General features: G+C 69.2%; 26 protein-coding genes. 18 read left to right on the top strand and 8 right to left on the bottom strand.

What is annotated here, in order from left to right:
- Positions 1 to 341 precede the first annotated feature (341 nt).
- The 9 genes from LGR54_RS13805 to LGR54_RS13765 all read left to right on the top strand — a co-directional run bounded on the left by LGR54_RS13805 (position 342) and on the right by LGR54_RS13765 (position 9797).
- Positions 342 to 1316: an aliphatic sulfonate ABC transporter substrate-binding protein gene (locus tag LGR54_RS13805; RefSeq protein ID WP_230362560.1), complete on the top strand. Its 975-nt coding sequence runs from the start codon at positions 342 to 344 to the stop codon at positions 1314 to 1316.
- Between the two features lies 1 nt (position 1317).
- Positions 1318 to 2166 carry an ABC transporter permease gene (locus LGR54_RS13800; RefSeq protein WP_230362559.1) on the top strand — a complete coding sequence of 283 codons (849 nt, stop codon included), beginning with the start codon at positions 1318 to 1320 and terminating at the stop codon, positions 2164 to 2166.
- Positions 2167 to 2169: 3 nt separating this feature from the next.
- Positions 2170 to 2922, top strand: coding sequence for an ABC transporter ATP-binding protein (locus LGR54_RS13795; protein WP_230362558.1), 753 nt, complete (start codon positions 2170 to 2172; stop codon positions 2920 to 2922).
- 17 nt (positions 2923 to 2939) lie between these two features.
- Positions 2940 to 3278 (top strand): LLM class flavin-dependent oxidoreductase, encoded by a 339-nt coding sequence (locus LGR54_RS13790; RefSeq protein WP_230362557.1) that lies wholly within the window; start codon positions 2940 to 2942, stop codon positions 3276 to 3278.
- Positions 3275 to 4687, top strand: a complete 1413-nt coding sequence (locus tag LGR54_RS13785) for an FAD/NAD(P)-binding protein (protein ID WP_230362556.1) — start codon at positions 3275 to 3277, stop codon at positions 4685 to 4687. Before LGR54_RS13790 ends, LGR54_RS13785 begins: the two co-directional genes overlap by 4 nt.
- A 360-nt stretch (positions 4688 to 5047) precedes the next feature.
- Positions 5048 to 6505 carry a DUF3300 domain-containing protein gene (locus LGR54_RS13780; protein ID WP_230362555.1) on the top strand — a complete coding sequence of 486 codons (1458 nt, stop codon included), beginning with the start codon at positions 5048 to 5050 and terminating at the stop codon, positions 6503 to 6505.
- 21 nt (positions 6506 to 6526) lie between these two features.
- The gene (locus LGR54_RS13775) at positions 6527 to 7477 is read left to right on the top strand and encodes a DUF2950 domain-containing protein (protein WP_230362554.1); all 951 of its coding nucleotides are present in this window, start codon (positions 6527 to 6529) and stop codon (positions 7475 to 7477) included.
- Between the two features lie 47 nt (positions 7478 to 7524).
- Positions 7525 to 8388 (top strand): bile acid:sodium symporter family protein, encoded by an 864-nt coding sequence (locus tag LGR54_RS13770; protein ID WP_230362553.1) that lies wholly within the window; start codon positions 7525 to 7527, stop codon positions 8386 to 8388.
- A 137-nt stretch (positions 8389 to 8525) separates the two neighbouring features.
- The gene (locus LGR54_RS13765) at positions 8526 to 9797 is read left to right on the top strand and encodes an alpha/beta hydrolase (protein WP_230362552.1); all 1272 of its coding nucleotides are present in this window, start codon (positions 8526 to 8528) and stop codon (positions 9795 to 9797) included.
- A 128-nt stretch (positions 9798 to 9925) separates the two neighbouring features.
- Here LGR54_RS13765 and LGR54_RS13760 read toward each other — a convergent pair whose 3' ends face one another.
- The 5 genes from LGR54_RS13760 to LGR54_RS13740 all read right to left on the bottom strand — a co-directional run bounded on the left by LGR54_RS13760 (position 9926) and on the right by LGR54_RS13740 (position 15882).
- Positions 9926 to 10711 (bottom strand): YbaY family lipoprotein, encoded by a 786-nt coding sequence (locus LGR54_RS13760; protein ID WP_230362551.1) that lies wholly within the window; start codon positions 10709 to 10711, stop codon positions 9926 to 9928.
- Between the two features lie 349 nt (positions 10712 to 11060).
- Entirely contained in the window at positions 11061 to 11606 is a 546-nt protein-coding gene (locus tag LGR54_RS13755) for a hypothetical protein (RefSeq protein ID WP_230362550.1), read from the bottom strand.
- A gap of 11 nt (positions 11607 to 11617) precedes the next feature.
- Entirely contained in the window at positions 11618 to 13663 is a 2046-nt protein-coding gene (locus LGR54_RS13750; RefSeq protein ID WP_230362549.1) for an FAD-dependent oxidoreductase, read from the bottom strand.
- Positions 13664 to 13742: 79 nt separating this feature from the next.
- The gene (locus LGR54_RS13745) at positions 13743 to 15065 is read right to left on the bottom strand and encodes an FAD-binding oxidoreductase (RefSeq protein ID WP_230362548.1); all 1323 of its coding nucleotides are present in this window, start codon (positions 15063 to 15065) and stop codon (positions 13743 to 13745) included.
- A 28-nt stretch (positions 15066 to 15093) separates the two neighbouring features.
- Positions 15094 to 15882, bottom strand: coding sequence for an aspartate/glutamate racemase family protein (locus tag LGR54_RS13740; protein WP_230362547.1), 789 nt, complete (start codon positions 15880 to 15882; stop codon positions 15094 to 15096).
- Positions 15883 to 16068: 186 nt separating this feature from the next.
- On the opposite strand from LGR54_RS13740, the gene LGR54_RS13735 reads away from it, so the two are divergent.
- The 9 genes from LGR54_RS13735 to LGR54_RS13695 all read left to right on the top strand — a co-directional run bounded on the left by LGR54_RS13735 (position 16069) and on the right by LGR54_RS13695 (position 24899).
- Positions 16069 to 16749 carry a GntR family transcriptional regulator gene (locus LGR54_RS13735; protein ID WP_230362546.1) on the top strand — a complete coding sequence of 227 codons (681 nt, stop codon included), beginning with the start codon at positions 16069 to 16071 and terminating at the stop codon, positions 16747 to 16749.
- A 219-nt stretch (positions 16750 to 16968) separates the two neighbouring features.
- Positions 16969 to 17721: an SDR family oxidoreductase gene (locus LGR54_RS13730; RefSeq protein ID WP_230362545.1), complete on the top strand. Its 753-nt coding sequence runs from the start codon at positions 16969 to 16971 to the stop codon at positions 17719 to 17721.
- Positions 17722 to 17756: 35 nt separating this feature from the next.
- Positions 17757 to 19007: an FAD-binding oxidoreductase gene (locus LGR54_RS13725; RefSeq protein WP_230362544.1), complete on the top strand. Its 1251-nt coding sequence runs from the start codon at positions 17757 to 17759 to the stop codon at positions 19005 to 19007.
- An 8-nt stretch (positions 19008 to 19015) separates the two neighbouring features.
- Entirely contained in the window at positions 19016 to 19912 is an 897-nt protein-coding gene (locus LGR54_RS13720; protein WP_230362543.1) for an ornithine cyclodeaminase family protein, read from the top strand.
- 91 nt (positions 19913 to 20003) lie between these two features.
- Positions 20004 to 20975, top strand: coding sequence for a thiamine pyrophosphate-dependent dehydrogenase E1 component subunit alpha (locus tag LGR54_RS13715; RefSeq protein ID WP_230362542.1), 972 nt, complete (start codon positions 20004 to 20006; stop codon positions 20973 to 20975).
- A 1-nt stretch (position 20976) separates the two neighbouring features.
- Entirely contained in the window at positions 20977 to 21951 is a 975-nt protein-coding gene (locus LGR54_RS13710; protein ID WP_230362541.1) for an alpha-ketoacid dehydrogenase subunit beta, read from the top strand.
- 10 nt (positions 21952 to 21961) lie between these two features.
- Positions 21962 to 23242 carry an acetoin dehydrogenase dihydrolipoyllysine-residue acetyltransferase subunit gene (locus tag LGR54_RS13705; RefSeq protein WP_230362540.1) on the top strand — a complete coding sequence of 427 codons (1281 nt, stop codon included), beginning with the start codon at positions 21962 to 21964 and terminating at the stop codon, positions 23240 to 23242.
- A gap of 33 nt (positions 23243 to 23275) precedes the next feature.
- The gene (locus LGR54_RS13700) at positions 23276 to 23989 is read left to right on the top strand and encodes an SDR family oxidoreductase (protein ID WP_230362539.1); all 714 of its coding nucleotides are present in this window, start codon (positions 23276 to 23278) and stop codon (positions 23987 to 23989) included.
- Between the two features lie 22 nt (positions 23990 to 24011).
- The gene (locus LGR54_RS13695) at positions 24012 to 24899 is read left to right on the top strand and encodes a hypothetical protein (protein WP_230362538.1); all 888 of its coding nucleotides are present in this window, start codon (positions 24012 to 24014) and stop codon (positions 24897 to 24899) included.
- 78 nt (positions 24900 to 24977) lie between these two features.
- On the opposite strand, the gene LGR54_RS13690 is transcribed toward LGR54_RS13695, so the two are convergent.
- The 3 genes from LGR54_RS13690 to LGR54_RS13680 form a co-directional block, all read right to left on the bottom strand.
- Positions 24978 to 25499: a hypothetical protein gene (locus LGR54_RS13690; RefSeq protein ID WP_230362537.1), complete on the bottom strand. Its 522-nt coding sequence runs from the start codon at positions 25497 to 25499 to the stop codon at positions 24978 to 24980.
- Positions 25500 to 25524: 25 nt separating this feature from the next.
- Positions 25525 to 25914, bottom strand: coding sequence for a Rid family hydrolase (locus LGR54_RS13685; protein ID WP_230362536.1), 390 nt, complete (start codon positions 25912 to 25914; stop codon positions 25525 to 25527).
- Between the two features lie 69 nt (positions 25915 to 25983).
- Positions 25984 to 26757, bottom strand: coding sequence for an SDR family NAD(P)-dependent oxidoreductase (locus LGR54_RS13680; protein ID WP_255607618.1), 774 nt, complete (start codon positions 26755 to 26757; stop codon positions 25984 to 25986).
- Positions 26758 to 26945 lie beyond the last annotated feature (188 nt).

Here is a 26945-nt window from a genome sequence, read left to right as displayed (position 1 = left end):
TTTAGCGGCTCGTTCAAGGCACGGAAGGGACGTTCGCGGCGACGGCCGCCAGCGGATTAAACCCCGAAACGGCAGTAAAACCAATGGCGAACGGGCGCGAAGGGGCGGCCCGTCCTCGCTTTCCCACGCCCGGTATGGGGCGCGTGGACGGTGCCGGCGCGGGGCGGCTGCGTGTGCCGACGCGGTTCATCCCCCACGTTTCCTGCTCGGGGCTCTGCCCGCCGCACCGGATTCCCAGCGATCGCGGACATCGGAGGCGCCCCCGCGCGGCGCCGATTCCCCCTTGCATCGATTAGTCTGTTAATCTACCGATATTATATAAAATAACGATGGATCCTTCGATGCCCTTGCTCGTCAATCGCCGCGCCGCCCTGGCGGCTTTCGCCGCCGGCTCGCTGCTGGCCTCCATGGGGGCGGTCAAGGCCGCGCCTGCCGAGATCCGCGTCGACTGGGCCACCTACAACCCGGTCTCCATCGTCCTCAAGGACAAGAAGTTCCTCGAGGAGGAGCTCGCCAAGGACGGCATCGCGGTGCGCTGGGTGCAGTCGGCCGGCTCCAACAAGGCGCTGGAATTCCTCAATGCCGGCTCGCTGGATTTCGGCTCGACGGCCGGGGCGGCGGCGTTGATCGGCCGCATCAACGGCAACCCGATCAAGTCCGTCTATGTCTATTCGCGTCCGGAATGGACGGCGCTGGTGACGCGCAAGGATAGCGGCATCGCCAAGGTTGCCGATCTCAAGGGCAAGAGCGTCGCGGTGACGCGCGGCACCGATCCGCACATCTTCCTCATCCGCGCGCTGGCGGCGAACGGCCTCACCGACAAGGACGTGCGCTTCGTGCTGCTGCAGCACGCCGACGGCCGCCTCGCGCTCACCCGCGGCGACGTCGATGCCTGGGCGGGGCTCGACCCGATCATGGCTTCCGCCGAGATCGACGACGGCGCGGTGCTGTTCTATCGCAACCCCGCCGCCAATAGCTGGGGCGTGCTGAACGTGCGCGAGGCCTTTGCGCAGGAAAATCCGGAGATCGTCCGCCGGGTGCTGGCGGCCTATGAGAAGGCGCGCCTGTGGTCGGTTGAGCATCCCAAGGAGCTCGCCGAGCTGCTGGAGGCCGCCACCAAGCTGCCGCCGGCGGTGATCGCCCGCCAGCTGGAGCGCACCGAGCTGACCCACGGCCCGATCGGCGCGGCGCAGAAGACCACGCTGGTGGAGGCCGGCAAGGCGCTGCAACAGGCCGGCGTGGTGGCGGCCGAGGTCGACGTGCCCGGCACGGTGGAGGTGCTGATCGATCCGGCCTATCTCAAGCCGGGTCTGTGAGATGAGCGCCGTCGAGGGCGTGGCGGCGGTCGCGGGCGAGGCGTCGTCCGCCCGGCGCCCGCGCTTCAGCGCGCTGCGCCTCGTGCTGCTCGGGGCGGTGCTGCCCGTCGGGGCGGCGCTGCTGTGGGAACTGGCGGTGCGGGCGGGCCTGGTCTCCGGCCGGCTGATGCCGCCGCCGAGCATCATTCTGGCCACGCTCGCCGAACTGGCGCGCAGCGGCGATCTCGGCCTGCATGTGCAGGCGACGCTGGCGCGCGTAGCCGCCGGGTTCGCCCTCGGAGTCCTCGCCGGCACGGTGCTGGGCGTGCTGGCCGGCGCCTCGGCGCGAGCGCGGGCGCTGATCGACCCGACGCTTCAGGGGTTGCGCGCCATTCCCTCCATCGCCTGGGTGCCGCTGTTCATCCTCTGGCTGGGCATTTTCGAGGCCTCGAAGGTGACGCTGATCGCGGTCGGCGTTGCCTTCCCGATCTATCTCGGCACGCTCGGCGCGATCCTCTCGGTGGATCGCAAGATCATCGAGGTGGGCCGCAGCTTCCGGCTGACCCGGCTGGAGCTCGCCACCCGCATCCTGCTGCCGGCGGTGCTGCCGCAATATGTGGTGGCGCTGCGCGCCGGTCTCGGGCTTGGCTGGATGTTCGTGGTGGCGGCCGAGTTCATGGGGGCGTCGGAAGGGCTCGGCTACCTGCTGGTCGACGGCCAGCAACTCGGCAAGCCGGCGCAGATCGTCGCCGCCATCGTGGTGTTCGCGGTGCTCGGTAAGCTCACCGATGCGCTGCTGGTCGCCGCCAGCGCGCCGCTGCTGCGCTGGGAGGACACCGACACCCACGCCGCGGCGACGCGGGAGGGCTGAGCCATGCTGCGCCTCGAAGGCCTCGCCAAGACCTATCCGACCGGTACCAAGGCGCTCGCCGGCCTCTCCCTCGATATCGGCGCGGCGGAGATCGTCGCGGTGGTGGGTGGCTCCGGCTGCGGCAAGAGCACGCTGCTGCGCCTCGTTGCCGGCCTCGACCGGCCGAGCGCCGGCCGGGTGCTGGTGGATGGCGAACCGATTTCCGCGCCGCATCCCTCGGTCGGCATCGTGTTCCAGGAGGCGCGGCTGCTGCCCTGGCGCAGCGTGGCGCAGAATATCGCCTTCGGCATCGCCCACCTGCCGCGCGAGGAGCGCGAGGCCCGCGTCACGACGGCCCTGGCCCGCATCGGCCTGGCCGAGCACGCCCGCCGCTGGCCGCGCGAGCTCTCCGGCGGGCAGGCGCAGCGCGTGGCGCTGGCCCGCGCCCTCGTCGCACGGCCGCGTGTGCTGCTGCTGGACGAGCCGTTCTCCGCCCTCGACGCCTTCACCCGCGCCGATCTGCAGGAGCATCTGCTGGCGCTGTGGGCCGACACCCGCCCGACGCTGCTGCTGGTGACGCATGACATCGAGGAAGCGCTGGTGCTGGCCGACCGGGTGGTGGTGATGCAGCCGCATCCCGGCCGCATCGCCACGGTGCGCGCCGTGGACCTGCCGCGTCCGCGCGCGCCGGGTACGCCGGCCTTCGACGCGCTGAAACGCGATATATTGGATGTTCTCGGCCCGACCCGGCGTATCATGTCCACCGCTGCCGAATGAGCGGGGGAGGGCCACCCATGAGCGAAGCTGCCGATGCCGCCGCTTCCGGCGGTTCGGACGTCTCGTGGTTCCTGCCGGCGCATGGCGACGGTCGCTATCCGGCGGCGGTGCGTCCGAGGTCGGCCTCGCCCATCCTCCATGCCGGCACAACCGCCGCCCTCTACCCTATCTCCGAGGACCGGCTTTTTATCGACCTCGTCACCGGCGGGCCCCCGGTGGGGAATGCCGGTGCTGGCATCTTCCGCGATCATGACGCTCGTCACGAGGTGACGCGCGCCTTCCTCGACATCTGCCGGCCGTTCGGCGAGACGGCCGCCAATGACCGTCGTCCGGCAGAGCAGGCGGCGCAATCATGAGCGGAGCGGAGATCGCGGTGCCGGTCGCCATTCTCGGCGGCGGCTTTTCCGGAGCGGCGGTAGCCTTCCATCTGCTGCGGCTGCGGCCGGAGCTCGACCGGGTGGCGATCGTCGAGCCGCGCGGCGAGATCGGTCGCGGCCTCGCCTACAGCGCCGCCGATCCGTCGCACCGCATCAACGTGCCGGCGAGCCGCATGTCGCTGGATCCGCAACAACCGGACCAGTTCAACGACTGGCTGGAGGCGCTGGGCCGGCTCGACGCCGATCCGGCGGCGCGGATGGCGGATGGCCGCAATTTTCCGGCGCGGGCGGTGTTCGGCGCCTATGTGGCGGAAGCGATGGCGGCGCAGGGGGCGCGCCTCGTCCATGTCCGGGCGCGCGCCTTGCGCGTCGAGCCGCTGCCGGCGGGCGGTTATCGCATCCACACCTCCGATGGCGGCAGCGTGCGCGCGCAGATCGTGGTGCTGGCGGTGGCGCATGCGCCGCCGAGCCCGCCGGCGCCGTTGCAGGCGCTGGCCGGCCATCCCGGCTTCATCGCCGATCCGTGGGCGACGGAGGCGCTGGCCGCGCTCGCTCCCGACAGCCGGGTGCTGATCGTCGGCACCGGGCTTTCCATGGCCGACATCGTCGCGAGCCTCGACCGGCTCGGCCATCGCGGCGAGATCGTCGCCGTCTCGCGGCGCGGCCTGCGCTCGCGCGGCCATCCCGCCACCGTCGACGATCCCTATGGCGATTTCGCCACCGATCCGGCGCGCACGACGCGCGAACTGGTGCGGCGGGTGCGCGCCACGGTCCGCGCCGCCGGGGCGGAGGGGAAGAGCTGGCATTGCGTGCTTGATCAGGTGCGGCTGCAGGGTTCGGCGATCTGGCAGGCTCTGCCGCTCGGCGAGCGGGCGCGGCTGCTGCGCCATCTGCGTCCGTTCTGGGATGTGCATCGTTTCCGTATCGCGCCGCAGGTGGAGGCCGCGCTCGACCGGCGCTTCGCCGCCGGCACGCTGACGCTGCGCGCCGCTTCGCTGCGGGCGGTGGAGGCGCGGGAGGGCGACATCCGCATCCGCCTGCGTGACCGCCGCAGCGGCGCGGAGGATGTGCGGGAGGTCGATGCCGTCGTGGTGGCGACCGGACCGGCGCATGGACGGGTGTTCGCCGACAATCCGCTGCTTGCCGCGCTGGCGGCGGACGGGCTGGCGCGACCGGACCCGCTGCGGCTCGGGATAGACGTCGACCGGCAGGGGCGGGCCTTCGGCGCCGATGGAAGGGCGCGGCCCGACCTCTTCGTCGCCGGGCCGCTGGCGCGTGGCACCGTCGGTGAGCTGATGGGTCTGCCGGACGTGACCAATTACGCGATCCGCATCGCCGGCGAGGTGGCGGCGCAACTGGCGCGCGGGGACGCCGACCACGCCGCCTAGCCGCGACGCGAGGCCTGCCCTCCGCATCCATGCGCCGGCCCATGGTATCCCAGTGTCGTGACCGGGCCGGGTCGGTTCTCGGATGGAAAGAAAAGGCGTCTCCTGCGGCCAAGAGTCGGGCGAGCCAAAGAACTACGAAAACTCCCCGAATATTTCCGTGTGGCAATAATCGCAAAACGAATTATTTTGGCGTGCGCCGGGCCGCAAGGTTCGAGGTGGCGACGGCCACGGGGGAGTAGCATGAGCGTTCAAGCTTGCCGCAGCGTTTCAACCGAGGTTCCTCGCGCGCTTTCCGCGCCATTACCCCGCAGGACCAAGGATCGCTTGTCGTTCCGACGCGGATGGCGGGCCCTGCTCAGCATGGTCCTTGCCGCCGTCCTGATGCTCGGTCCGGCAGCCATCGACCTGTCGCGGGCGCAGGGCCAGGCGGCGCAGCCGGCACCGGCCGCCGCGCCCACAACTCCTGCCGACGCGGCGCCCGAGCCGCTCAGCGAGCAGGAGCTGGAGGTGCTGGTCGCCCGCATCGCGCTCTATCCGGATGAGCTGGTGGCGGTGATCTCCGCCGCCTCGCTCTATCCGCTGCAGATCGTCGAGGCCCAGCGCTTCCTCGATGCGCGCCAGAAGGATTCGAAGCTGCAACCCAAGACGAGCTGGGACGACAGCGTGATCGCGCTGCTCAACTACCCGCAGATCGTCAAGATGATGAGCGACGACCTCGACTGGACGCAGCAGCTCGGCGACGCGCTGGCCAACCAGCAGAAGGATGTGCTGGTCGCCATCCAGCAGTTGCGCGACCAGGCGGTCGCCACCGGCATCATCAAGTCGGACGACAAGGTCAAGGTGACGACGGAGAATGACAATGTCATCATCCAGGCCGCCAATCCCGAGAAGATCTACATCCCGCAATACCCGCCGGAGATGCTCTACGAGCCCGGCTACGCCCCGGCGCCGGTGACCTATTACGCCGATCCCTATCCGTCCTATTTCTGGCCGACAGCGACCTTCTTCACCGCCGCCGTCACCGGCGCGATCTGGGCGGCGACGGTCGACTGGAACGATTGGGGCGTGTGGGGCGGGCGCTGGCGCGGCGACGCCGACTTCGACTGCAACAACTGCTTCAACAACCGCAACTTTAACGGCCGGGTCAACATCAAGGATGTCGACTGGCGCAATGTCGATCGCAGCAAGCTGAATTTCGACCGCAACCAGCTCAACAAGATCGACCGCACCAATATCCGCAAGGGCCTCGAAGGCGATCGCGGCAACAATCTCAAGAACAAGGCCGGTGACATCCGTCGCAACAATCCCGGCGGCGGGCAGCGCCCCGGCGGCGGCCCGGGCCCGGTCGGCGACGTGCGCAAGAGCACGCTGGACGGGCTGAAGGCCGGCGGCGGCAACCGGCCGGGCGGCGGTGGTCCGGGCGGCGGCGCGGGCATCGCCCAGCGCCCGAATGTCGGCGATCGCCCCGGCGGCGGCGACCGACCCGGCGCCGGCCAGATCAACCGCCCCTCCGGCGGCCAGGCCAACCGCCCGGCGGGTGGTCAGGTCAACCGGCCTGCGGGTGGCCAGGGCAATCGCCCCGGCGGCGGTCAGGTCAACCGTCCGTCCGGCGCTCCCAAGCCCGGCGGCCGGGTCGATAATCGCCCGCGCACCCCCTCGGGGCTCGGCGAGGTGCGCTCGGGACGCAGTGCGCAGATGCACTCCAGCCGTGGCGCGGCGGTGCGAGGCGGCGGCCAGCGCGCCATGCCGCCGCGTGGCATGGGCGGCGGCGGCGGACGCGGCGGTGGCGGCGGCCATCGTGGCGGCGGTCGGCGTTGAGACGGAGGGAGGGACATGATCATGCTGAACACTCTTCGTCGCGGATTGATCTGCGGTCTTGCCGTCCTGGCCGTCTCGGCGGGCGTCGCCTCGCTTGGCGCGCCGGCGGCGCTGGCACAGGGGGCGCCAAATGTCGTCGCCAGCCAGCCGGCGCCCGGCTTCGACGACCCGGCCAAGGCGGTCGAGGCGTTCAAGGCCGCGCTGGCCGCCAATGACTTCGACGCCGTCGCCAAGCTGCTCGGCCTCGATGCCGTCAAGCTGCGCGCCAGCGACAGCGCCAGCGACACCTTCGACAAGATCCGGCAGGGCGCAACGGAGCGGCTGGAGGTCGAGGACGTCGCGCCCGACCGCAAGATCCTCGACATCGGTCGGGAGATCTGGCCGTTTCCCTTCCCGCTGGTGAAGTCGGCCAAGGGCAGCTGGGCGTTCGACACCGCCGCCGGGCTCGACGAGATCGAGAACCGGCGCATCGGCGAGAATGAGATCGAGGCCATCGCCACGCTGCGCGCCTATGTCGATGCCCAGAAGACCTATGCCACGGTGGATCACGACGGCGACGGCGTGCTGGAGTTCGCCCAGAAGCTGATCAGCACGGCGGGCGAGACCGACGGTCTCTACTGGCCGTCCGAGCAGGGTGATGGCGACAGCCCGGCCGGCGCTTCCATCGATACCGGCGCGCTGGAGAAGGCCAAGCAGGGCAAGGGCTATTTCGGCTACCGCTTCCGCATCCTGCGCGGGCAGGGCGACAATGTCGCCGGCGGGCGCTACGACTACGTTATCAACGGCAACATGATCGCCGGCTTCGGGCTGGTCGCCTGGCCGGTCGTCTATGGCGAGACCGGAGTGCACACCTTCGTCGTCAATCAGGCCGGCATCGTCTACGAGAAGGACCTCGGCGCCGACACCGAGGCTCTGGCCGCGAAGATCCGCCGCTTCAACCCGGACAAGAGCTGGGAGGTCTCGGGCGACTAGCCCGGACTGGCTGGCGCTCCGGTCGCAAGCCGTGCGGAGAGGCGTCGATGCTGGCTGTGCTGCCGATCGTGATCAAGGCGGCCATGGTCGCCCTGATCATGGCCATCGGTATGGGGGCGTCGATCGCCGACGTCACCCATCTGCTGCGACGTCCGGGGCTGCTGCTGCGCTCGCTGCTGGCGATGTATGTCGTCGTGCCGGCGATCGCCATGCTGCTGGTCTGGCTGCTGCCGCTCACGCCGGGCGTCAAGGCGACGCTGCTGGTGCTCGCCGTCTCGGCGGGCGCGCCGCTGCTGCCGCGCAAGCTGAAGGGCATCGGCCGCAATGCCTACGGTTTCAGCCTGGTGGCGCTCTCCTCGCTGCTGGCGATGATCGTCACGCCGGCATGGGTGGCGGTGCTCGCCCGGCATTTCGGCGTGGCGGCCGAACTGGCATGGCTCGACGTGGCCCGCGCCATCGGCCTGGCGTTCTTCGTGCCGCTGGTCGCCGGCATGGGGCTCGGGCGCGTGCTCGCCCGCCTGCTGCCGACGCGCGCCGACCGGATCGCCGACGTGCTGGGCGCCACGGCCATGCTGGTGTTGACGCTGTCGGCGGTGGTCCTGCTGGCCAGCCAGTGGGCCATCCTGTTCGACGTCCGGCTGGTCGGGCTGCTGGCGCTGACGCTGTTCATGGCGCTGGCGCTCGGCATCGGCCATTACTGCGGCGGCCCGGGAGAGGATGAGCGCACCACGCTCGCCGTCGCCTGCTGCACGCGGCATATCGGCATCGCGATCATCGTCGCCACGCTGTTCCACGGGCCGGGAACGCTGGTGTTGCTGGCCGTCTACATCCTGGTGTCGACGGTGGTGACGGTGCCGTATCTGCGGTGGCGGCGTAAAAAGCGGCTGTCCTCGCCGCAGGCACCTGTCTAGCGGCGGCATAGCCGAGGCATTTTTCCAGCCGAGCGACTGTTCTCGTAAACCAACACCACAAAAGATTCGGGCCCGGAACCCTTGCCAATCCGGACGTTCTCGGGGATGAGAGATCGGCAGTTGGGACAGAGGCCCGGATGATACTCCTGTCGAGAAGCATCGTTTTCGCCGTGCTGGGGTTGACGCTGGCTGCCTGTGCCGGGCCGCCGGAAGGTGTGCTGGCGCCGGTGGCGGAGACCACCGTGACCAGCGCCGGCACCTCCAAGGTCGACATGGTGGTGGCGACCACGCGCCTGCCCTCCGACAATCCCGGCAACATGTATACCGGCGAGCGCGGCCGCCCGACGCTGTCCTTCGCCCGCATCACCGTCTCCATCCCGCCGGAAACCGTCCGCAAGGTCGGCGAGGTGCAATGGCCGAAGCGGGTGCCGGGCAACCCGCAGACCGATTTCGTCACCACCCGCGCCGAGATGATCGACCGCGACCAGGCGCTGTCCTGGTTCAGCGACCGGCTCAAGGCGACGCCGAAGCGTCGGGTGATGGTGTTCATCCACGGCTTCAACAACCGCTTCGAAGACGCGGTGTTCCGCTTCGCGCAGATCATCCACGATTCCAACGCGCCGGTGGTGCCGATCCTGTTTACCTGGCCCTCGCGCGCCAGCGTGCTGGCCTATGGCTATGACCGCGAGAGCACCAACTATTCGCGTGACGCGCTGGAGCGGTTGCTCGGCTACATCGCCGCCGATCCGGATGTCGGCGAGATCACCGTGCTGGCCCATTCGATGGGCAACTGGCTGACGATCGAGGCGCTCAGGCAGATGGCGATCCGCGACAAGCGCATCGCGCCGAAGATCCAGAACGTCATCCTCGCCGCGCCCGACGTCGACGTCGACGTGTTCCGCACCCAGCTCTACGACATGGGCCAACCGCGGCCGAACATCACCGTCTTCGTCTCCCGCGACGACCGGGCGCTGTCGCTGTCGCGCCGGGTGTGGGGCAGCACCGACCGCCTCGGCGCCATCGACCCCGACAAGGAGCCGTACAAGACCGAATTCGAGCGCGACAAGATCACCGTGGTCGACCTCACCAAGCTGCGCACCGGCGATCCGCTCAACCACGGCAAGTTCGCCGAGAGTCCGGAAGTGGTGCAGATGATCGGCCAGCGCCTCGCCGAGGGGCAGAGCATCAACGATTCCCGCGTCGGGCTCGGCGACCATATCATCGAGATGTCGGCTGGCGCGGCGGCGGCGGTCGGCACCGCCGCCGGCGTCATCGTCGCCGCCCCGGTCGCGGTGGTGGATGCCAATACCCGCAAGAACTACGACGCTCAGCTCAAGAACCTCAGCCACAGCGTCACCGGCGTCACCGACGAGCAGAAGCCGCTGGCGCCGCCTCCCGCGCCGGAATGAGGCCTCTCCGGCCGGCTGCGGAGTGAGATCGCAAGGTCGCGGCCGGCCGCATGGTGTGCGCGCGGCCGGCGCGGGACATCCTTCGGCGCACCGCGTTCCCGATGCCTCGTCCCCGGTAGCTTGCGCCGCTACATCCGCGCCAGCACGATGACGGGGCGGCCCGCCGCGTCGAGAAGCACCAGCTTGCCCCGGGCGGCATCCAGCCGCCAGCCGCGCGCCTCGGCGAGCCCGGCGAAGAATTTGCGCTCCTGATCCATCGCCGCCGGCGTGCAGGCCATGTTGGTGCTCGCCAATTGTCCGAAATCGATGTGCTCGTCGTCGATGCGGGCCTTGCCGGTCATCCGGTTGCAGCCGCCGGAACCGCTGATCGCGCCGTCGTCGGCGATCTCCAGCACGCTCTGCAGGCGATCGATCACGCCGCCGCCGCCGATGTCTTCCGCCAGCCAGCGTCCGGCCGGGGAGGTGGCGGGCTTCGACTGTGCGTGCCCGGCGGCAGTGCCGACCCGCTGGACCAGAATGTCGGTCCGGTCGGGGCCGCCCGCGAAGACGGGATGGTGCGTGGTCGAGGTGAACCAGATCCTGCCGCCGACGAGAATGCTGGCCCGCAGCGCATAGCGATGGCCGGGCAGGATCCGCGCGGCATTGACACTCAGCTCATAGGGGATCGGTACCTGCCCCTGCGGGCGTATCCGCGTCCGGGCGAGGGTGCGCGCGGGCGCGTCGGCCTTGGAGACATCGAGCAGGCGCACCTCGACGATCGCCCCCGGCGGCAGGGCTATCCGTTCGCGATAATAGACCGTGCCGCTCAATGTTTGCCGCGCCGCCACGTGGATGACGAGGCTGCCCGGCCGCTCCCCCAGGGTGGGCGTGACCAGGAAGCCGGCCTCCGACGACGCGACGAGGGCGAGCAGCATCACCATCGCGCCGGAGAGGGAGCGCTTCCATCGAACATGACTCATTCCGCGACTCCCTCCGAGGCAACTGGCTACATCGCCAGAAAACCCTGTCGCGAAGGATTATGCCAGTCCCTGCCGATGCCATGGCTGTCCGCCCCGGGGAGCCACCGTGGCGACCCACTCGGAAGCCGCGCTGTTGACGGCTCCGGGTGGCCGCAGTCGATGGACGGTGGCACCGTCTCCACCGGTGAGGTCCGCGCGGGTCGCCTTCAGAGGTCCACCGGCCGTGCCGCCGTGATGGACGTCAAGCCGCGATGCCGCCGCCCCCCGCCAGCACCCTGCCGTCATGCGCCGGCGGCGGCCGGTCTCAGCCCGTCGCCGTCCTGGCTGCGAGATTGCGGAAATACATCACCTCGATCTCGCGCAGCACCGCCTTCGGCTCGTCGTGGTAGCTCTCCGAGAAGGTGCCGGCGTCGCTCTCCACCGTCAGCGCCCAGTGGCCGCGATGCGGATTGAGCGCGCAGTCGGGAAAGTTCATGTGGTGGTGCCAGTGCACGCCCTGCGCATCGATCTCGCGCAGCCGCTTCAGCAGCGCCGAGCCGGCGACCGCCGCCGGATCTTCCGCTGCCGCGGCGGTCGCGTCGAGGATGTCGTCGCCATGCAGCATCTTCACGAACTGCTTGTCGACCTCCGGGAAGCCGTCGGACGGGGCGATATAGGCGACGTGCTCGGCATCGTCCTCGACGACGATGGCGTAGAGCGTCGGGTAGGGATTGAAGGCGCAGCCCGGCGAGAGCACGTGCGAGTGCCACTTCTTGCCCGCCGCGATGAAGCCCTCGACGAGGCCGAGGCAGTCTTCCAGCGCGATCGTCCGGTAGGTGACGTCGCCCTGGGCGAGGGTGGTTGCGGTCATGAGCGTTCCTGTCAGAGCGGGTGGGTAAGGCGCGCGGCGTCGAGCATGGCGGCGTGCAGATTGCGCGAGGACCAGGCGTCGCCGACCTTGTAGAGCGCGAAGCGCCCCTCCGGGTTGCTGACGATGGTTTGCTCGCGGGCATCGGCCAGCGCGCGCAGATCCACCTCGCCGAGATTGCGCGACAGCGGCTTCAGCGCGAAATAGACGTCGTCGTTCGGCAGCGTGCCATTGTCGCCGATCACCTGGTCGACGGTGAGCTCGCGGCGCTTCTCGCTGTAGGTGTTCTCCACCGTGGCGACCAGCTTGTTGCCGTCGCGGCGGATGGCGACGAGGCGGGTATCGGTCTCGATGGCGACGTCGTGCTTGTAGAGCTCGCTCATATGCGCGCCGAGATTGGTGCCGCCGATCTCGCGGCCGAATTCGCGGTCGGGGGTGACGATGTGCACCTTGCCGCCCTTCGCCGCGGCGAATTCGGCGGTGGAGGCGACCGAGGCGGTGCCGTTCTCGTCGGCGATCAGCACCGAGCCGCCCACGGCGGTCTGGCCGGAGAGCACGTCCCAGGCCGAGACGGCGAATTCCAGCCCCTCGAAACGGCCGAGATTGGGCAGGCCGCCGGTGGCGATGATCACCGCGTCCGGGTGTTCCGCCAGCACGTCCTCGGCCTCGGCATAGGTGTTGAGGCGGACATCCACCTTGAGGATTTCCATCTGCCGGGCGAGCCAGGCGGTGATGCCGGCGATCTCGCGCCGCCAGGTCGCCTTGGCCGCCAGCAGCAATTGCCCGCCGAGGTCGCTCGCCGCCTCGAACAGCACCACCTCATGGCCGCGCCGGGCGCTCACCCGCGCCGCCTCCATGCCGGCCGGCCCGCCGCCGACCACCACCACCTTCTTCTTCACCGCCGCCGGGCGCACCGCCTGCGGGATGGTGGCCTCGCGCGAGGTCGCGACATTGTGGGCGCACAGCGCGTCGATGCCGCGAATGGCGCGGTCGACGCAGTAGCCGACGCCGACGCAGGGGCGGATGTTCTCCTCGTCGCCGGCCTTCAGCTTGTTGGCGTAATGCGGGTCGGCGATGAACACGCGGGTCATGCCGACCATGTCCACCGCGCCGCTCTTCAGCGCGTGCTCGGCGGTGGCGGCATCGGTCATGCGGGTGGCATGGAATATCTTCACCTGTCCCTGCACCTCGTCGCGGATCGCCTTGGCCAGCGGCAGCCAGGCGGCGGAGGGCACCCACATGGTCGGCCAGATGCGGGCTTCCGACTTGTAGTCGCTCGCCTGCCCGCCGACGACGCTGATGAAGTCGATCAGGCCGGAAGAGGCATAGGTCTTGGCGATGGTGAGGCAGTCCTCCTGGGTGAGGCCGCCCTTCAGCATCTCGTCGCCCGGCATGCGGATGCCGATCACGTAGTCATCGCCGAGCCGGCGGCGCACCGCCTCGAGGATTTCGAGGCCGAAGCGCATGCGGTTTTCGAGCGGGCCGCCATAGCCGTCGGTGCGGTGGTTCATCGCCGGCGACCAGAACTGCTCGATCAGCGTGCCGGCCTGGCAGGAAATCTCGACACCGTCGACATCGCCCTCGCGCACCCGTGTCGCCGCCGCGACGTAGTTTTCGATGGTGCGGCGGATGTCGTAATCCTCCATGGTCGCCGGGAAGGTGCCGTGGATGATCTCGCGCAGCGGCGAGGGCGAGAAGGTCGGCAGCCAGTTGGTCAGGTCCCAGCGCTCGCGCCGCCCGCCATGGGTCAGCTGCACCGTGCAATGGGCGCCGTGCTCGTGGATCGCCGCCGCCATCTTGCGAAACTGCGGGATCACCTTGTCGACCGAGCCGTTGATCTGCCCGTAATAGAACGAGTTTTCCGCCGACACGGCGGTCGCGCCGCCGAACTGGGTGAGGCCGATGCCGCCTTTGGCCTTCTCGGCCTGGTAGGCGATGTAGCGGTCGGTGATGTCGCCGGCCAGCACGTAGCCCGGCTCGTGACTGGTGGAGAGGAAGCGGTTGCGGATCGTCAGGTTACGGATCTGCAAGGGCTGAAACAGCACGTCATAGGCGGCCATGGTGCGCTCCGGTCGGCCGGTCGTGGAAAGACACCGCACCGTCCGCGCTCCCGGGCGCGAGCGGCGCGGCGAGGTCGGCTCAGCTGAGGCCGAGCCGGTCCTTGGCTTGGTAGAGGGGGAAGACGAGGCGCGCGGCGCGCACCTTGAGCGACCAGTTGGCGATATCGCGGCGCTGTTCGATCACCGCCACCGGCACCTCGTCCAGCGTCCGGTTGCCGGCGGCGAACTCGCCGACCACCCGGCCGAGATTCTGCGCCAGGTTGACGCCGCGCGTGGAGAAGCCGACCACCGAGAACACTTCCTTGCCGAGGCGCTGCACATGCGGCAGGTAGCTCTCGGTCACCGCGCAATAGCCTTCCCAATAGTCGTCGAACTGCATGTCGGCGTCGGTGAGCTGCGGGAACAGCAGCTTCATGCGGGCCCTCGCATGGGCGAAGCCATAGGCCTGCTTGTCGCCGAGGGCGAACACCGCGCCGCCGGAGATCAGCCGCCCGGCCTCGTCGAGCCGGCCGAAGCCGCCGGATTTGCGCAGGTCGGTGAAGCACAGGCCGGTGGGCAGGATGGAGGCGCGCAGCTCCGGGCGCAGCGGCCTGGTCGCGGCATGGTAGAGATAGACCGGCACCACCGAGCGCTGCACCTGCGGCAGGAAATCGCCGGTATAGGCATTGGTGGCGACGATGGCGCGCCGCGCCCGCACCCGGCCGGCGCCGGCCTTCACCGTGACGCCGCCCGGTCCTTCCTCGATGCCGTCGACCGGGCTGCGCTCGAAGATGCGCACGCCTTCCTGCGTCGCCGCGCGGCCGAGGCCGATGCTGAGGCTGTAGGGGTTCACCGTCCCGCCGGTCGGGTTGGACCAGCCGGCGATATAGCCGGCGGCGCCCAGACGGCCGGCGACCTCGTCGGCGGACAGCCAGGTCACGTCGGCGCCCCACGCCTTCCACTCGTCGAACACCTTGCGCACCTTGGCGAGCGACGTGTCCGAGTGCGCCGGCTGGATCCAGCCGCTCTGCTGCGCCGAGCAGCTGATCTGGTAGGCGTCGATCTGGCGGAACACCGCGTCGGCGCCGCCGAGCACCAGCTCGGACAGCTCGCGCCCCTTCTTCTTGCCGATCGCGCCCTCGACGGCGGAGGGGGTGACCGGGCCGGGGAAGTGCGGCACGTTGTAGCCGCCATTGCGGCCGGAGGCGCCGTTGCCGACGATGCCGGCCTCGATCAGCACCACCTTCTGCCCAGCCTTGGCGGCGTGCAGGGCGACGTTGAGCCCGCAATAGCCGGCGCCGACCACCACGAGATCGGCGATCTCCTCGCCGGCCAGCGGGGGATAGGCGACCGCCGTCTCCTTCAGCGTGCGTTTCCAGACCACGCCCTCGAGCGTGCTGTCGATCGGGGCGGTCAGCGCCATGGCATCGCTCTCATCTGCATGGGAGGCATCAAACCAGCGACAGGCTGCGGCGCGCGCCGTCCAGCGCCTCGCGGGCCGGCGGGCGCAGCTGCAGCCGCGTGCTCTTCACGATGCCGGTCTTCATGGCGATGTCGGTCATCGCTTCCAGATATTTCAGCGCGACCGTCGAGGAATCCACCACCGGCACGCCGGTGCCGGGCACCTCGGTATAGCCGGCGAGGCGCAGCAGCGGCCCGTAGTAGGCGCAGCCGATCAGGATGACGTCGGCGCCGTCGCGGATGCACTCGCGCGCCACTTCCTCGACACGCGGGATGAACTCCCGGTGCGGGTCGTCCACCGCGCCGAGCAGCAGCGCGGCGTCGGATTCCGGCAGGATGGTGCGCACCGGCCGCACGATGGCGCGGTCGCGCAGCCCGTAGGCCAGCAGGTCGTTCTCGATGGCCACCGTGGTCTTCTGGGAGACGGTGACGACCGCCAGCCGCTTGCCCATGGCGAGCGCCGCCAGCATGGATTGCTCGCTCACCGAGCCGACCGGGATGGACAGCACCTCGCGCGCCTCCCATAGCGGGTCGTTCCAGCAGCCGAGGAAGACGCCGTCATAGCCGTCCGCCTCCGCCTGCAGCGCCGCCTCGACGATGTGCACCGAGTTGATGTGCTCGGCATAGAGCGAGCGCACGAAATTGCCGCTCTTGGGCAGGAAGCGGAAGTCGAGCCCGGTGCCGACATGCAGGGCCGGGCGCACCGCCTCTTCGAGCCGGGCCCAGAGCGGAGCCAGCGCGTCATTGGCGGTGGTGGGATGAATCCAGCAGAGTCTCACGTCGCAACTCCGTTCGCATTCGGATTGTGGCGAAGCGTAATATGTTATAAAATTTTTGCAACAGGTGGCTGATATCCCCATGTCGAAACCGCGCCGGGCGCGGCGGGGCGGTTCGCATGAGGGTTAGGAGCTTGACGCAACTGATGCATATCATAACAAACGAGAAACACGGCCGAGGACGCACCTATGGTTGACGCGCTTGCAAATTTCTCTCCCTTCCAACGCACCGAAACCCTCGGCGTGCGGGTGCGCGACCAGCTGCGTCACGCCATCATGGCGGGGCTGTTCCGGCCGGGGGAGAAGCTGACGCTCCGTGCCGTCGCCGGCTCGCTCGGCGTCAGCCTCACCCCGGCCCGGGAGGCACTGTTCAACCTCGCGGCGGAAGGGGTGCTGGAGCTCGGCGGCAACGGGTCCATCTACATTCCCCGTCTCGACGAGGAAAAGATTACCGAGCTGGTGAAGATCCGCAGCTCGCTGGAAAGTCTGGCAACGCGACAGGCCATGCCCAATCTTACTCGCGAGGACATCATCCAGATCAGCGCGATCAACGATCGTCTCATCGAGGCGAATCGCGAGAAGAACTATACGTTGCTGACCGAGCTTAACTGGAGCTTTCATTTCACCATTTATGAGGCGGCGAAGATGCCGTTCCTCGTCAAGATGATCGAAAGCTGCTGGCTGCGCACCGGCTCCTATATCAAGATGATCTACCCGTCCTTCTCGCAGACGGATGACGGTATCCTGAACCATATCGCCATCATCCGCGCCATCCGCGAGGGCGATGGGGAAGCCGCGGCGGAGGCGGTCGCGCACGACATCGCCTTCTCCTCGCAGGCCTTCTACGCCGCCATCCGCGAAGAGGATTAGGCAGGCCGCGCGCGGGGATCGCGCGCGTTCCGCGCTGCCCGGGCGCCGGGCCGGCCTCCCGCCGGCGGCGCCTGGCCGCGCCTGCCGCCCTTGCGCGTTCGCCCGCCTGCCCGTCGTCGGCCTGTGCGCCCCGCAGGATGCAAAACAGCGCTTGACGCTGTCTTGATATAACAAATAACATCTCCCTTGCGCTGAGGGCGTATCGAAGAGGGGATGACCATGCTTGAAAAAGGAATGCGCGCGCTCATCACCGGCGGCAGCGGCGGCCTCGGCTCGGCGATGGTGCGCATGCTGGCCGGGCACGGCGTCCACGCCATCGCCCTCTCCAACGACCAGCCGAAGCTCGACGCGCTGAAGGGGCTCGACAATGTCGAGACCGTCTTCATGGACGTCACCGACGCCGAGGGCATGAAGGCAGCCTTCGCCGGCCAGCCGATCGACATCCTCATCAACGCCGCCGGCGTGCTCGGCGTCACCGGCACGCTCTATTCGGTGCCGACCGCCTCGGCGCAGCGCATCCTCGACGTCAACGTCATGGGCATCCACAACGCGCTGTCGGTCACCGTGCCGGGCATGGTGGAGCGCAATCGCGGCCACATCGTCAATTTCGGCTCGCTGGCCGGGCCGTATCCCTCCGCCGGCCAGCCCATGTACAGCGCCTCCAAGGGCGCGGTGCACAATATGAGCGCCAACCTGCGCATGGAGCTGTTCGGCACCGATGTGCGGGTCACCGAGATCCGCCCCGGCCGCGTGCGCACCGGCATGCATGCCGAGATGTTCGACGGCGACCATTCGAAGTCGGACGCGCTGCTCTACGATCCCTATGAGTGCCTGAAGGCGACCGACATCGCCGATGCGGTGGAATATGTGCTGGGTACGCCGCCGCATGTCTGCGTGTCGCAGATCGAGGTGGTGCCGACGCATCAGGTGGTCGGCGGTACCCGCATGTACAACCGGCAGCTCGGCAAATGAGGGCGGGCCACGCACGGGAGCGGGAGTAGCGGGTCATGCCGTCGCCGGAGGGACAGAAGATTGCGGTGGTGGGGGCCGGCATCGTCGGCATCTCCTCGGCCCTCTATCTGCAGCGGGCGGGCTTTTCCGTCACGCTGATCGACCGTCAGGAGCCGGGCCACGGCGCCTCCTTCGGCAATGCCGGGGCGCTGGCGCCGCACGCCTTCGTGCCGGTGAACAGCCCGTCGATCCCGCGCCGGCTGCTGCCGCTGATGTTCGCCGCCGGCAGCCCGCTCAGCATCAACTGGAGCTACGCGCCGCGGATGCTGCCCTGGCTGATGTCCTTCCTCGCCCATTGCGGCGAGGCGGAGGTCGGGCGGATCGCCGGGGCGCTGCACGCGCTTTTGTCGCGCAATCTCGATTATGCCCTGCCGCTGCTGCGCGCCAGCGGGGCGGACCGGATGATGCGCGCCGGCGGCTATCTGCATCTCTATGAAAGCGAAGCCGACTATGCGGCCTGCGCCGCCGAGATCGCGCTCTACAAGCGCCTCGCGGGCGATGTCGAGGAGATCGACGCTGCCGAGATCCGCCGGCTGGAGCCCAATCTCGCACCGGTCTTCGTCCGGGCGCTGCATTTCGGCTCGGCGCTGCATTATTACGGCAGCCCGGCCGGGGTGTGCCTGCGGCTGGCGGAGCATTTCTGCGCCGGTGGCGGCACGCTGCTGCGCGACGATATCCGCGCCATCGAGGCGCGGCCGGATGGCCGGCTGCGTGTCGCCGGCACACAGGACCGCGTCTACGACCAGGTGGTGCTCGCCGCCGGCGCGCATTCTCGTCGGCTGACTGGCGGGGCGATGGAGAAGCTGCCGCTGGAGACCGAGCGCGGCTATCACGTCGTCTTCGGCCAGGACGGCGACATCATCACCCGCACCTGCTCCAGCGCTACCGCTGGCTTTGCCATGACGCCGATGGCCGAGGGGCTGCGCTGCGCCGGCATGGTGGAGCTCGCCGGGCTCGACAAGGCGCCGAACCCGGCCTGCCACGCCTATCTGGAGCGCACCGCCCGGCGCTTCCTGCCGGCGCTCGCCGAGCGGCCGAGCTCCAGCTGGATGGGCTTCCGCCCCTCCATGCCGGATGCGCTGCCGGTGATCGGCCGCTCGGGCCGCACGCCCAACCTCATCCTCGCCTTCGGCCACCACCATGTCGGCATGTCCAGCGGCTGCGTCACCGGCGCCATCGTCGCCGCCATCGCCGCCGGCGAGCCGCCGCCGGTCGACATCGCCCCCTATTCGCCCGCCCGGTTCTGAGGAACGCGATGCTGCCCTATTACGACAAGACCCAGATCGCCGCCGCGCTCGACATCGACGCGCTGATCGACGCCATGGAGAAGGCGCTCGTCGCCTTCTCCACCGGCCGGGTGATCCAGCCGGTGCGCATGCGGGTGGTCGACGAGGCCGCCGGCGGCGACATGTGCCTGATGCCGGCGGTCACCGACATCTTCGCCGTCAAGCTGGTCGGCAATTACCCGCGCAACCACGACCGGCACCTGCCGAGCCACAATGCGGTGATCATCGTGTTCGACCGCGCGACCGGGCTGCCGCGCGCGGTGCTTGACGGCACCTACATCACCCAGATGCGCACCTCGGCCGTCTCGGCGATGGCGGCGCGCCATCTCGCGGCGCCGAATGCGAAGGTGCTCGCCATCCTCGGCAGCGGCGCGCAGGCGCGCGGCCATTACGAGACCATGCGGCGCATCCGCGATTTCGACGAGGTCCGGGTCTGGGCGCGCGATCCGATGAAGGCCGCCGCCTTCGCCGCCGAGATCGGCGCGACGGCCTGCGCCAGCGCGGAGGAAGCTGTGCGCGGCGCCGATGTCGTCGCCACCACTACCTCGGCGAAACAGCCGATCGTCCGGGGCGAGTGGCTGAAGCCCGGCGCGCATCTCAGCGCGGTGGGCTGGAACGGCCTCGACGGACGCGAGCTCGACGACGGCGTGATGGCCAATCTGGTCCTCGTCGAATCCCGCGAGGCGGCGAGCCAGGAATCCGGCAACATCCTGGTCTCGGGCGCCGCCATCCATGCCGAACTCGGCGAGGTTCTGGCCGGTCGCGTCGCATGCGACACCACCCGTACCACCGTCTTCATCTCGGTCGGCATCGCCACCGAGGATGCCTATGCCGCCGATCTGGTGCTGTCCGCCCTGACGCCGTGAGCCGGCCGCGCGAAGCAGAGTCGTCTTGTCTGAAAAAATGTTACAACATACATCATATGACGATGTCAGATCGACGTCGGAGGTGCACGGAATGAAGAACTCGCCATCGATCGAGGAACAGCTCGAGATGCATCGCAAGATGGTCGTCGTGCGCCGGCTGGAGGAGCGCCTCGGCGATCTCCACAAGGCCGGCAAGACGCGCGGGCCCATCCATCGCTGCGACGGCCAGGAGGCGGTCGGCGTCGCCGCCACCGCCATGCTGGGCACCGGCGATTTCGTCACCAGCACCCATCGCGGCCATGCCCACTACATCGGCAAGGGTGTCGGGGTGAAGGGCGTGGCGGCGGAGATCCTCGGCCGCGCCACCGGCATCTGCGGCGGGCGGGCCGGCCACATGCTGATCGGCGACAAGGACAAGGGGATGATCGGCGGCAATGCCATCGTCGGCGGCTCGATCCCCGCCGCCACCGGCATGGCGCTGTCCATCCAGGTCCGCGGCACCCGCGACGTCGCCATGTGCTTCTTCGGCGACGGTGCCGCCCAGACCGGCATCTGCCACGAATCGATGAACATCGCCGGCCTGTGGAAATTGCCGGTGGTTTTCGTGCTGGAGCACAACCAGTTCGGTCTCACTGTCCACCACACTGTACAGTCGCCGGTCGCCGATCTGAGCATCCGCGCCGCCGGCTATGCGATGCCGTCGGAGATCGTCGACGGCAATGATGCGACCGCCGTCTACCGCGCCGTCGCGGTGGCGGTGGAGCGGGCGCGCCGTGGCGAAGGCCCGACGCTGATCGAGGCCAAGACCTATCGCATGCAGGGCTTCTCGACCTCCGACATGGGCGGCTACCAGGCCGAGGCGGACCTTGCCGAATGGAGCCGGCGCGACCCGATCACGGTCAGCCGCGCCGCGCTGGTCGAGGCCGTCGGCGCCGACCGCCTCGATGCCGTCGAGCGCGAGGCGATCGCGGAAGTCGAGGTGGCCATCGACGAGGCCCTGGCCGCCCCGCTGCCGAGCTTTGAGATCTTCACGAACAGCGCGCCTTACGCGCAGGCGGTGTGACATGGCGATGATGCGATACGCCGAGGCGCTCAACCAGGCGCTGCGCGAGGAAATGCAGCGCGATTCCAATGTCTTCCTGTTCGGCGAGGACATTGGCCGCTATGGCGGCGTGTTCAAGGTGACCCGCGGGTTGATGGACGAGTTCGGCGAAAGCCGCGTGCGCGACACCCCGATCTCCGAGCAGACGCTGGCCGCCATGGCGGTGACGGCCTCGATGACCGGCACCCGTCCGGTGCTGGAGATCATGTATGCCGACTTCATGCCGCTGGTGCTCGACGCGCTGATCAACCAGGCTTCGATCTACGAATATCTCTGGCAGAACGTCACCATGCCCTTCGTGCTGCGCACCCAGGGCGGCGGCGGCGCGGGGGCCGGCGCCCAGCATTCCAAGAGCCTCGATTCCCTCGTCGCCCATATTCCCGGCATCAAGGTCGTGGCACCGGTGACGCCGGCGGACGCCAAGGGTCTGCTGAAATCCGCCATCCGCGACAGCCAGCCGGTGGTCTTCCTGGAGCACAAGCTGCTCTACAATCTGCGCGACGAGGTGCCGGAGGATCCGGACTTCACCATCCCGTTCGGCACCGCCAAGACGGTACGGGAAGGCTCGGACGTGTCGATCTTCGCCACCTCGCGCATGGTGCTGGAAAGCCAGAAGGCGGCCGAACTCCTTGCCGCGGAAGGCATTTTCGCCGAGGTGATCGATCTGCGCAGCCTGCGCCCCCTCGACATCGACGCCATCACCGCCTCCATCGCCCGCACCCATCACGCGGTGGTGGTCAATGAGGGTTGGCGCTTCTGCGGCTACGCCGCCGAGCTTTCCGCCACCATCATGGACTACGCCTTCGACGATCTCGACGCGCCGGTCATGCGGGTGACGCTGCCCGACATGCCCATCCCCTACAGCGAGCCTTTGGAACTCGCCGTTCTCCCCAATGCCACCCGCATCGCCGACGCCGCCCGCGCGGCGCTGAAGTGAGGAGGAGGCCGTGACCGATATCACAGTCGTCGGCGCCGGCGGCGAATACATGGAATCCGTTGTGGTGGTCGCCTGGCACAAGCAGCCCGGCGAGGCGGTGGCGGCGGGCGATCTCGTCGTCACCGTCGAGACCGCTAAGGCCGCCACCGACATCGAGGCGCCGGCCAGCGGCGTGCTCGACCAGATCCGCGCGAAGATCGGCGAGGAGGTCGCCGTCGGATCGGTGCTCGGCGTCATCCGCGAGGCTGGGGCTCCGACGCCGGCCGAGACCATTGCGCCGTCCGCCGCCGTCCGCCCGCCTGTCCCCGCTTCGGTCGCGCCGGAGCCGCTCCTCAAGGCCACGGCTCCGGCTACCAAGGACCGGCTGAAGGCCTCGCCGCTGGCGCGCCGGGTCGCGGTCAGCGAGGGGGTCGACCTGTCGGTGTTGACGGCCTCCAGCCCCTCCGGGCGGATCAAGCTGCGCGACGTGGAGGCTTTCGTCCGCCGCCGTCCGTCGCACGCCGCGCTACCGGCCGCCACGGCCGCCGCCGGCGAGCTGAGCCTCACCCGTCGAGGTGGCCGCCACGGCACGCCCTTCGTGTTCCTGCACGGCTTCGGCGCCGACAGTTTTTCCTGGCAGCCGTTGATCGCCGCGCTGGGCCCGGACGTCGCCGCGGTTCTCGTCGACCTGCCCGGCCATGGCCGCTCCTCCGCCGTCGCGGGGCCGGTCAGCGTGGAGGCGCTCGCCGCAGCGGTGGCGGCGGCGCTCGCGACTGCTGGCATCGAGGAGTGCCATCTCGTCGGCCATTCGCTAGGCGGCGCGGTCGCCATCGCGCTGGCGGAGACCGGCCGGCTCGCCCTGCGCTCGCTCACCCTGATCGCTCCCGCCGGGCTCGGGCCGGAGATCGACGGCGATTTCCTCGCCGGCTACGGGCGCGCGCGTCGCGCCGAGAGCCTGCGGCCCTGGCTGCTGCGGCTGTTCGCCGACGCCGCCATCGTCACGCCCGGCTATGTGGCGGCGGCGCTCGCCGCCCGCACCGATGCGCTGAGGGCGACGCAGGCCGATCTCGTCGAGGCGGTGTTCCCGGACGGCACGCAGGCGACCGAGCTGCGCCCGGCGCTGCGCCGTGTCGCGGCGCCGCAGAAGATCATCTGGGGCGAGCGCGACCGCATCATCCCGATGCGGCATGCGCTGAATGCCGGCGCGGAAGCGGCGCTGCACTTCCTGCCGGAGATCGGGCATATGCCGCATGTCGAGGCGCCGGCGGTGGTGGCGCGCCTCGTGCTGCAGAATGCCCGCAGTGCCGGCTGAGCCGGCGCGCCGGACCGGAACGGGGGAGGCGACATGGGATCGAGGGTGATCGTAACCGGGGCGACGGGTGGCATCGGGCGCGCGGTCGTCGCACGTCTCGTGGCGGCCGGCCATGCGGTGCTGGCCCTCGGCACCAATGAAGGGGCTCTCGCCGCCCTGGCACAGGCCGCCGGCTGCCGGTCGCTCGCTCTCGACATCTGCGACGCCGAGGCGGTCGCCGCCGCGCTGGTGGGCGAGCCCGCCGACGTGCTCATCCACGCCGCCGGCCTGCTCGGCCCGCAGCTGGCGCTGCACGAGACGCCGCCGGCGGTCGCCCAGCGGCTGGTGGCGGTAAACATCATCGGCACGGTGAACGTGCTGCGGGCCGTGGTGCCGGCGATGAAGCAGGCGGATTCCGGCACCATCGTCCTGCTGGGCTCTATCTGCGGCACGGTGCCCGGCACCGGGCCGGCGCTGTACAGCGCCACCAAGGCGGCGATGCACGCCATGGCGGCCAATCTTCGGGTCGATCTCACCGGCAGCCATGTCCGGGTCAGCGAAATCCTGCTGGGCCGCGTGCGCACCGGCATCCACGATCAGCTCGGCGGAGAGGAGGAACTCTATGACGGCTATGCCTGCCTCGAGCCGGATAACGTCGCCGCCACGGTGCTGCATATCCTGGAAAGCCCGAGCTTTGTGGATCTCAGCACCATCGAGATGATGCCGACCCGGCAGGTGGTCGGCGGCGCGCATTTCTCCAAGGGATAAGAGTTACGGGGATCACGGTTACATGGCTTCGCTGTATTTCACGCTGGACGGCGCCTCGCACGAAATCGAGCTCTATCCGGACCTCGCGCCGGTGACGATCGGCAAGCTGGTGGCCAGCCTGCCGGCCCGGCTCGACATCCATTGCGCCAAGATCGCCGGCCAGCACATCTTCTGGCACGCGCCGGTGGTCGCCGACATCGAGAAGCCGGCGGACATCCTCACGCTGCCGGCCGGCACCTTCCTCTACTGGCCGGAGCGGCAGTTCCTCGAGCTCATTTATGGCGAGCTGCAGGCCGAGAAGGCGCAGGTCTCCGTGCTCGGCCGGCTCACCGGCGATATTGGCTGGCTGAAGGAGTATGGCCGCCGCGTGGTCGAGCGTCACGGCCAGGAACCGCTCGTCGCGGAGCTTTCCGCCGCCGCCGATGCCCTGCCGCTAGCCTTGCCCGAGAAGGATTTCGCCTCGCCCGGCCTCATCGCTCTGCGCGAGGCGCGCAAGGCGATCTGGCAGGCGCCGCCGGAGGAGATCTTCGTCCTGCTGCGCCGCGAGGGCATGATGCTGCCCTATGGCCCGCTCGCCATGGCGGAGGGCGAGCTGCGCAAGCTGCACGAGTTGATCTGGCGCCTGCGCCGCGAGGATTATGGCATCGGCCTCGCCGAGCGCGCGAGGGTCGCGACCTTCCTCATCGACGCGTTCAACGCCCGCATCGACGGCTTCTGCGCCCTGCACGAGATCGGTCGGGTGTTGGACAGCGCCAGGCCGCTGCTCGCCGATCCGGCGCTGGTCGGCGACGTCATCGAGGAACTGGTGCTGTTCACCGGGCGCGCCGCCGCGTGGCTCGACACCTACATTCCCTGGAACGCCCTGAACGAGACCACGCGGACCGCGCTCGTCCGGCAGGGCGTGCGCTGAACGCTTGCCCGTTGCTAAACGCGAAGCGGGCGTCCCGATTGCCGGGGCGCCCGCTTTGTCTCGAGGCTGTCGGGCGGTTCAGCTGAGGCCGAAATACAGCCGCTCGATGCGGTTCAGCACCAGCGACGGCTCGCTGTCATAGTCGCGGGTCGCCGGTGCCTTGCCGTCGATCTCGACGAACAGGCGCCATTTGCCGGACGGGTTGAGCCCGCAGGCCGGGAACATCATGTGGTGATGCCAGGCGGAACCGGCGCGTGCCGCCGCCTCGATCGCGGCTAGCAGCGCCTCGTCTTCCGCCTCAAGTCCCGCTCCGGGCGGCTTTGCCGCCAGCGCGTCGGCGCCGTGGAGCAGCGGCAGCAGCTGCTTGTTCACCGCCGTCGGCTTGTCGGGGTAGAAGGCGCACAACGCCCGCCCGGCATCGGTGAGTTCCAGCAGGAAAGTGTAGCCGCCGGGCCGGGGATTGAAGGTGCAGTTCGGCGCCAGCACATGGAAGTGCCACGCTTCACCGCGCCCGTGGGCCGCCGTCGCCGCGGCGACGATGCCGGCCTCCTCGACCGTCTCGAAGCTCAGGGGCAGGCCGGGCTGGCAGGATTGGCACATCGGGTCGCTCCGTTCCGCTCGCCGGTCATTCGCAGCCGATCACGGCGGTGGCCGCGATCTCGACCAACACGCCGGGCACCGGGAAATTCACCACCAGCGCGGCGTTGGTCGGCAGAACGTCCTTGAAGATGATGCCGAGCTCGGGCCCGACTTCCTTGAACACCTCCGGCGCGCTCACATAGGTGGTGATCTGCACGATGTCCTTGAGCGAGCCGCCGGCGGCGGCCAGCGGCAGCTCGAAATTCTTGATGATCTGCCGCAGCTGGCCGACGGCATCCTCCGGCATCTTGCCGGCGGCGTAGTCCATGCCGATCGTGCCGGAAATATAGAGGGTGTCGCCCGCCTTCACCGCGCGCGAATAGCCATAGGCCGTCTCGAACTGCGAGCCGGACGAGATGTTCTGACGCTTGACCATCTTGGTCTCCTTGGTCTGGAAGCTATGATCCGGGGCCGCCGCGGGCGGGGGGCCGGCGGGCGGGGCGCGCTATTTCGGCGCCATGAGGTAGCCGTTCGCCAGCCAGCCCCCATCGACCGGCAAATGGTGGCCGGTGATCATCGCCGCCTCGTCGCTGGCGAGAAAGCAGCAGGCCGCGGCGATCTCCTCGGGCTCGGCGATGCGCCGGAGCGGGGTGCGGCGGGAAACGGCGTCGACATCGTAGATGCCGCGGTCGATCAGCCCCTGCACCATTGGGGTGCGGGTGCCGGTCGGCGCGACGCTGTTGACGCGGATGCCGAGCGGGCCCCATTCGACCGCCAGCGAATTGGTGAGGTTGATGACGGCGCCCTTGGAGGCGCAATAGGCGGTGCGGCCCGGCGCGCCCTGGAAGCCGTAGACCGAGCTGATATTGACGATCGCCCCGCCGCCCTTGCCGGCCATGTGGCGCGCCGCCGCTTGGCAGACGATCCAGGTGCCGGTGAGGTTGACCTCCATCACCTGGCGGAACAGCTCGAGGCTGGCGTCGAGGGCCGGCTCGACCGCCACGATGCCCGCTGAATTCACCACGGTGTCGATGCCGCCGAAGCGCGCCACCATCTCGTCGGCGGCCTCGGCGATCGCCGCCTCGTCGGTCACGGAGGCCTCGCACAATATCGCCTCGGTGCCATCGGGCAGGCCGTCGCGGCTGCGCATCAGGCCCGCCCCGTCAATGTCGATCAGATAGAGCTGCGCGCCCATCTCCGCGAAGCGGCGGGCGGTTGCCATGCCGATCCCGTTTCCGGCACCCGTGACGAGAACCCGCCGTTTCCTGTGATCCACCATCGCCCAACTCCCCTGAAGAATTATATAACAAATGACATGTCCGCGATGAAAGGCAACAGGGTGTCGGCGACGGGTGCGGGCTCATCCCGTCGATCCAGCGGGAATTCCCGTGGAGGGTATCTTGATATTAATCGTTATAAAACATGATGTTATGTCTATGTGAGTGGCGTCACCCCACGGCTCGCCAA

It is taken from the genome of Ancylobacter sp. Lp-2 (assembly GCF_020523795.1).
Lineage (GTDB): Bacteria > Pseudomonadota > Alphaproteobacteria > Rhizobiales > Xanthobacteraceae > Ancylobacter.
This window is presented reverse-complemented; position numbering and strand designations above follow the sequence as displayed.